5 protein-coding genes are annotated in these 5449 nt (G+C 60.0%); all 5 read left to right on the top strand.

What is annotated here, in order from left to right; genetic code table 11:
• Positions 1–251 precede the first annotated feature (251 nt).
• Positions 252–941: an ABC transporter permease gene (locus D6877_RS03270; protein ID WP_172667905.1), complete on the top strand. Its 690-nt coding sequence runs from the start codon at positions 252–254 to the stop codon at positions 939–941.
• Between the two features lie 20 nt (positions 942–961).
• A complete protein-coding gene (locus D6877_RS03265; RefSeq protein ID WP_016771730.1) occupies positions 962–1855 on the top strand; it encodes a glycine betaine ABC transporter substrate-binding protein in 894 nt (297 codons plus the stop codon).
• A gap of 13 nt (positions 1856–1868) precedes the next feature.
• Entirely contained in the window at positions 1869–2522 is a 654-nt protein-coding gene (locus tag D6877_RS03260; RefSeq protein WP_024011588.1) for an ABC transporter permease, read from the top strand.
• Positions 2519–3676 (top strand): ABC transporter ATP-binding protein, encoded by a 1158-nt coding sequence (locus D6877_RS03255; protein WP_016771732.1) that lies wholly within the window; start codon positions 2519–2521, stop codon positions 3674–3676. Before D6877_RS03260 ends, D6877_RS03255 begins: the two co-directional genes overlap by 4 nt.
• A gap of 652 nt (positions 3677–4328) precedes the next feature.
• Positions 4329–5449 (top strand): type III PLP-dependent enzyme (locus D6877_RS03250; RefSeq protein WP_130909834.1); only part of this gene is annotated, 1121 nt, incomplete at its 3' end.

Here is a 5449-nt window from a genome sequence, read left to right as displayed (position 1 = left end):
TGGGAACCTTTTAAAGCACGGAGACGTCCATCCCCTGTTACGAACTTTCGTCAGGGGCTGAAAAATCAGCAAGTTAGCCTGACGAGGCTGCGCTCATGGCTCGCTTTCGCACCGCTTGGCCGGTGCTGGAAAACGGCTACTTTTCGCGAACGCTGACTTCGGCAGCCAGGAATGGCTTGCCACGCGGAGCAGCGCTCGCCGACTACAAAAAAAGGAGTCCGCCTGTGGCTATCCGCTATGGCAAAGGGCTGATGGGAGGTGCGGTGGTGATCGCGCTCCTGGCCCTGCTGGTCCACTGGATCGGCATCAACACGATCGAACACTACCGCGACGATTTGTTGTTTTACCTGCAAGCTCATCTGATTCTCGTCCTCGCTTCCATGCTGGCCGCCCTTGTCGTGGGCATCCCCGCCGGTATCTTCCTCAGCCGCCCGACCATGGTCGGCCGCGCCGAACGCTTCATGCAGATCTTCAATATCGGCAACACCGTGCCACCGCTGGCCGTGCTCGCGATCGCGCTGGGCATCCTCGGCATCGGCAGTGGCCCGGCGATCTTCGCCCTGTTCCTCGCCTCGCTGTTGCCGATTGTGCGCAACACCTATGAAGGCCTGAAAAATGTGCAGGGCTCGCTGAAAGAAGCCGCTGTCGGCATCGGCATGACGCCGCGCCAAGTGCTGTGGAAAGTCGAACTGCCCAACGCCGTGCCGATCATCGTCGGTGGCGTGCGGGTCGCACTGGCGATCAACGTCGGCACCGCGCCGCTGGCGTTCCTGATCGGCGCCAACAGCCTCGGCAGCCTGATCTTCCCCGGCATCGCCCTGAACAATCAGCCGCAACTGCTGCTCGGCGCCGCGTGCACCGCGCTGTTGGCGCTGTTGCTCGATGGCGTGGTCACCCTCGCCAGCCGCCTATGGCTGGAACGCGGTCTGCGCCCGTCTTAAGGCTTTGCGAAGGAATATTTATGAAACGACTTAGCTTGATCTTAGGCTGCGTCCTGCTGTTCGCAGGAATCGCGCAAGCCGCTGAAAAACCGGTCATCCGCCTTGGCGCCCGGGTCTTCACAGAGCAGACCCTGCTCGCCGAAATCACCGCGCAATACCTGCGCAGCAAAGGCTATGACGCGCAGATCACCGGCGGTCTGGGCAGCAACCTCGCGCGCAGCGCCCACGAAAGTGGCCAATTGGACCTGCTCTGGGAATACACCGGCGTGTCGCTGGTGGCCTACAACCATGTCACCGAGAAACTCGACAGCGCGCAATCCTACGCCCGGGTCAAAGAACTCGACGCGAAAAAAGGCCTGGTCTGGCTGACGCCGTCGAAATTCAGCAACACCTACGCCCTCGCTTTGCCGAAAAAAGTCGCCGAGCAATACCCGCAGATCGGCAATATCAGCCAGCTCAACGAAGTGCTGCGCGCCGAGGCCAAAACCAACCACCTGGTGGCGCTGGATACCGAGTTCGCCAACCGCTCCGACGGTCTCGACGGCATGGTCAAGCTCTACGACATGAACCTGACCCGCAAGAACATCCGCCAGATGGATGCCGGCCTGGTCTACACCGCGCTGCGCAACGGTCAGGTGTTTGCCGGCCTGGTCTACACCACCGATGGCCGCCTCAATGCCTTCGGCCTGAAATTGCTGGAAGACGACAAGCATTACTTCCCCGACTACACCGCCGCTCCCGTGGTGCGTCAGGCCACGCTGGACGCCAACCCGAAACTGGCCGAACAACTCAAGCCGCTGGCCGAACTGTTCGACGACGAAACCATGCGCCAACTCAACGCGCGGGTCGATGTCGACCACGAAAGCCCATCGTCCGTTGCCGCCGATTTCCTGCGCCAGCACCCATTGAATTAAGAGAGGAGAAGTCATGGAATTCCTGAACGCCTTTTCCCATCTCGACTGGCAGCAGGTGATGCACCTGACCTGGCAGCACATCACTCTGGTCGGCATCGCCGTGACCCTGGCGATCGTCATCGGCGTGCCGCTGGGCATCCTGATGACGCGTTTTCCCACCCTCGCCGGCCCGCTGCAGGCCAGCGCCACGGTGCTGCTGACCGTGCCGTCGATTGCCCTGTTCGGCCTGCTGCTGCCGTTCTACTCCAAATTCGGCCAGGGCCTGGGGCCGCTGCCGGCAATCACCGCCGTGTTCCTCTATTCGTTGCTGCCGATCATGCGCAACACCTACCTCGCCCTCACCGGCGTCGAGCCGGGCATCCGCGAAGCCGCGCGCGGCATCGGCATGACCTTCGGCCAGCGCCTGCGCATGGTTGAACTGCCGATCGCGGTGCCGGTGATTCTTGCCGGCGTGCGCACCGCCGTGGTGATGAACATCGGCGTGATGACCATCGCCGCAACCATCGGCGCCGGCGGCCTCGGTGTGTTGATCCTCGCCTCCATCAGCCGCAGTGACATGTCGATGCTTATCGTCGGCGCGCTGCTGGTCAGTCTTCTGGCGATTTTCGCCGACCTCGTTTTGCAGTGGCTGCAACGCTCGCTGACTCCAAAAGGACTCCTCAAATGATCGAACTTCAAAACCTCAGCAAAACTTTCCAAAGCAACGGCAAAGATGTCAAAGCCGTGGACTCGGTAAGCCTGACCGTCAATGAAGGCGAGATCTGCGTGTTCCTCGGGCCATCGGGTTGCGGCAAAAGCACCACGCTGAAAATGATCAACCGCCTGATCAAACCGACCTCGGGCAAGATCCTGATCAACGGCGAAGACACCACCGATCTCGACGAAGTGACGCTGCGCCGCAACATCGGCTACGTGATCCAGCAGATCGGTCTGTTCCCGAACATGACCATCGAAGAGAACATCGTCGTGGTGCCGAAACTGCTCGGCTGGGACAAACAGAAATGCCACGACCGCGCCCGCGAACTGATGAGCATGATCAAGCTCGAGCCCAAGCAGTATCTGCATCGCTACCCGCGTGAACTGTCCGGTGGTCAGCAACAGCGTATCGGTGTGATTCGTGCGCTTGCGGCTGACGCCCCGCTGCTGTTGATGGACGAGCCGTTCGGCGCGGTCGACCCGATCAACCGCGAGATGATCCAGAACGAATTCTTCGAGATGCAGCGCGCGCTGAACAAGACCGTGATCATGGTCAGCCACGACATCGACGAAGCCATCAAGCTGGGCGACAAGATCGCCATCTTCCGCGCCGGCAAGCTGCTGCAGATCGACCATCCGGACACCCTGCTGGCGCATCCGGCGGATGATTTCGTCAGCAACTTCGTCGGCCAGGACAGCACGCTCAAACGCCTGCTGTTGGTGAAAGCCGAAGACGCGGCGGATAACGCGCCGTCGGTCAGCCCGGAAACCCCGGTGGCCGATGCGCTGGAGTTGATGGACGAACATGACCGTCGCTACGTGGTGGTCACCTGCGCCGAGAACAAGGCACTGGGTTACGTGCGCCGTCGCGACCTGCATCGCCAGACCGGCACCTGCGCGCAATTCCTGCGTGAGTTCAACGCCACGGCGGCGTACGACGAGCACCTGCGCATCCTGTTGTCGCGGATGTACGAGTTCAACCGCGCCTGGCTGCCGGTAATGGATGCCGAACGGGTATTCCTCGGTGAAGTGACGCAGGAATCGATCGCGGCGTACCTGAGCTCGGGACGTTCGCGGGGGATGAAGACCAGTATCGTCTCGCCGGCTGAGACGGTGGTCGCATAATCCGTCTGCGTGGTTGAAACCCGATCCCTGTGGGAGCGAGCCTGCTCGCGAAGCGCAATTTCAGTCGATGCTGATGGCGGCTGTGAAAATGCCTTCGCGAGCAGGCTCGCTCCCACAGGATCTGCGTGATTTTGTTGATCTTCGCAGGGTGACAAAGAATCTCAACAGCCTCTCCTGCAAGAGCGTCGTCAATTCAGCTTCTTCAAGGTCCAAATCCCGCTTCAAACCCCTCTCTCGACGCCAACGTCGCCGAAGTTGCCCCCATCACACTTACCCGCGATCTGGCTGCCAAAAGCCCCGAACGTGCAGATATGTTTAACACTCGAAAATTCGCCGGGAACATCTGCCCGTCATCTCGGTCGGGTAGAAGGAGTGATGAACGCGACGCACGTCAGAAGCGTGCAAAAACGCGACATTTTTAGTTGATCTCGCGCCCCTCACGCCCTAAAGTTCGCGCCGAACGTCCATGCTGGAAACGATCCATCCGGCTCAAGTACTGACGACGAGACAGCAAGGCCAAGGGATAACTGCACATCTCTGGGCCTTTTTGCTTTCGGCGACATGCCTTGGGAAGTAGGCGAACCAAAGTGGGGATACGGAGGGCGTTCATGCACCCATTGATTAACTTAGTTTGCCAGCAGGAGTTCCCAGCATGTCGATCCAGGTCGAAGACTATTTCGCGCGCGCTACATTCGACAAAATGAAGGCGTTCGCCGACAAACAGGAAACCCCGTTCGTGGTGATCGACACCGCGATGATCGCCCAGGCCTACGATGACCTGCGCGCCGGTTTCGAATTCGCCAAGGTCTACTACGCGGTCAAGGCCAACCCGGCCGTCGAGATCATCGACCTGCTCAAAGACAAGGGTTCGAGCTTCGATATCGCCTCGATCTACGAGCTGGACAAGGTCATGGATCGCGGCGTCAGCCCGGACCGTATCAGCTACGGCAACACCATCAAGAAATCCAAGGACATCCGCTACTTCTATGAGAAGGGCGTGCGTCTGTTCTCCACCGACTCCGAAGCCGACCTGCGCAACATCGCCAAGGCTGCACCGGGTTCGAAAGTCTATGTGCGCATCCTCACTGAAGGCTCGACCACCGCTGACTGGCCACTGTCGCGCAAGTTCGGCTGCCAGACCGACATGGCCATGGACCTGCTGATCCTCGCCCGCGACCTCGGCCTGGTGCCGTACGGCATCTCGTTCCACGTCGGCTCGCAACAGCGCGATATCAGTGTCTGGGACGCGGCGATCGCCAAGGTCAAAGTGATCTTCGAACGCTTGAAAGAAGAAGACGGTATTCACCTGAAGCTGATCAACATGGGCGGCGGCTTCCCGGCCAACTACATCACCCGCACCAACAGCCTGGAAACCTACGCCGAAGAGATCATTCGCTTCCTCAAGGAAGACTTCGGTGATGACCTGCCGGAAATCATCCTCGAGCCGGGCCGTTCGCTGATCGCCAACGCCGGTATTCTGGTCAGCGAAGTGGTGCTGGTTGCGCGCAAATCGCGCACCGCTGTCGAGCGTTGGGTTTACACCGATGTGGGCAAGTTCTCCGGCCTGATCGAAACCATGGACGAAGCGATCAAGTTCCCGATCTGGACCGAGAAGAAAGGCGAGATGGAAGAAGTCGTGATCGCCGGCCCGACCTGCGACAGCGCCGACATCATGTATGAGAACTACAAATACGGGTTGCCGCTGAACCTGGCGATTGGTGATCGTCTGTACTGGCTGTCGACCGGTGCGTACACCACCAGTTACAGCGCGGT

The organism is Pseudomonas sp. Sample_9, from assembly GCF_004307535.1.
In the GTDB taxonomy this organism is placed as follows: domain Bacteria; phylum Pseudomonadota; class Gammaproteobacteria; order Pseudomonadales; family Pseudomonadaceae; genus Aquipseudomonas; species Aquipseudomonas mercuritolerans.
This window is presented reverse-complemented; position numbering and strand designations above follow the sequence as displayed.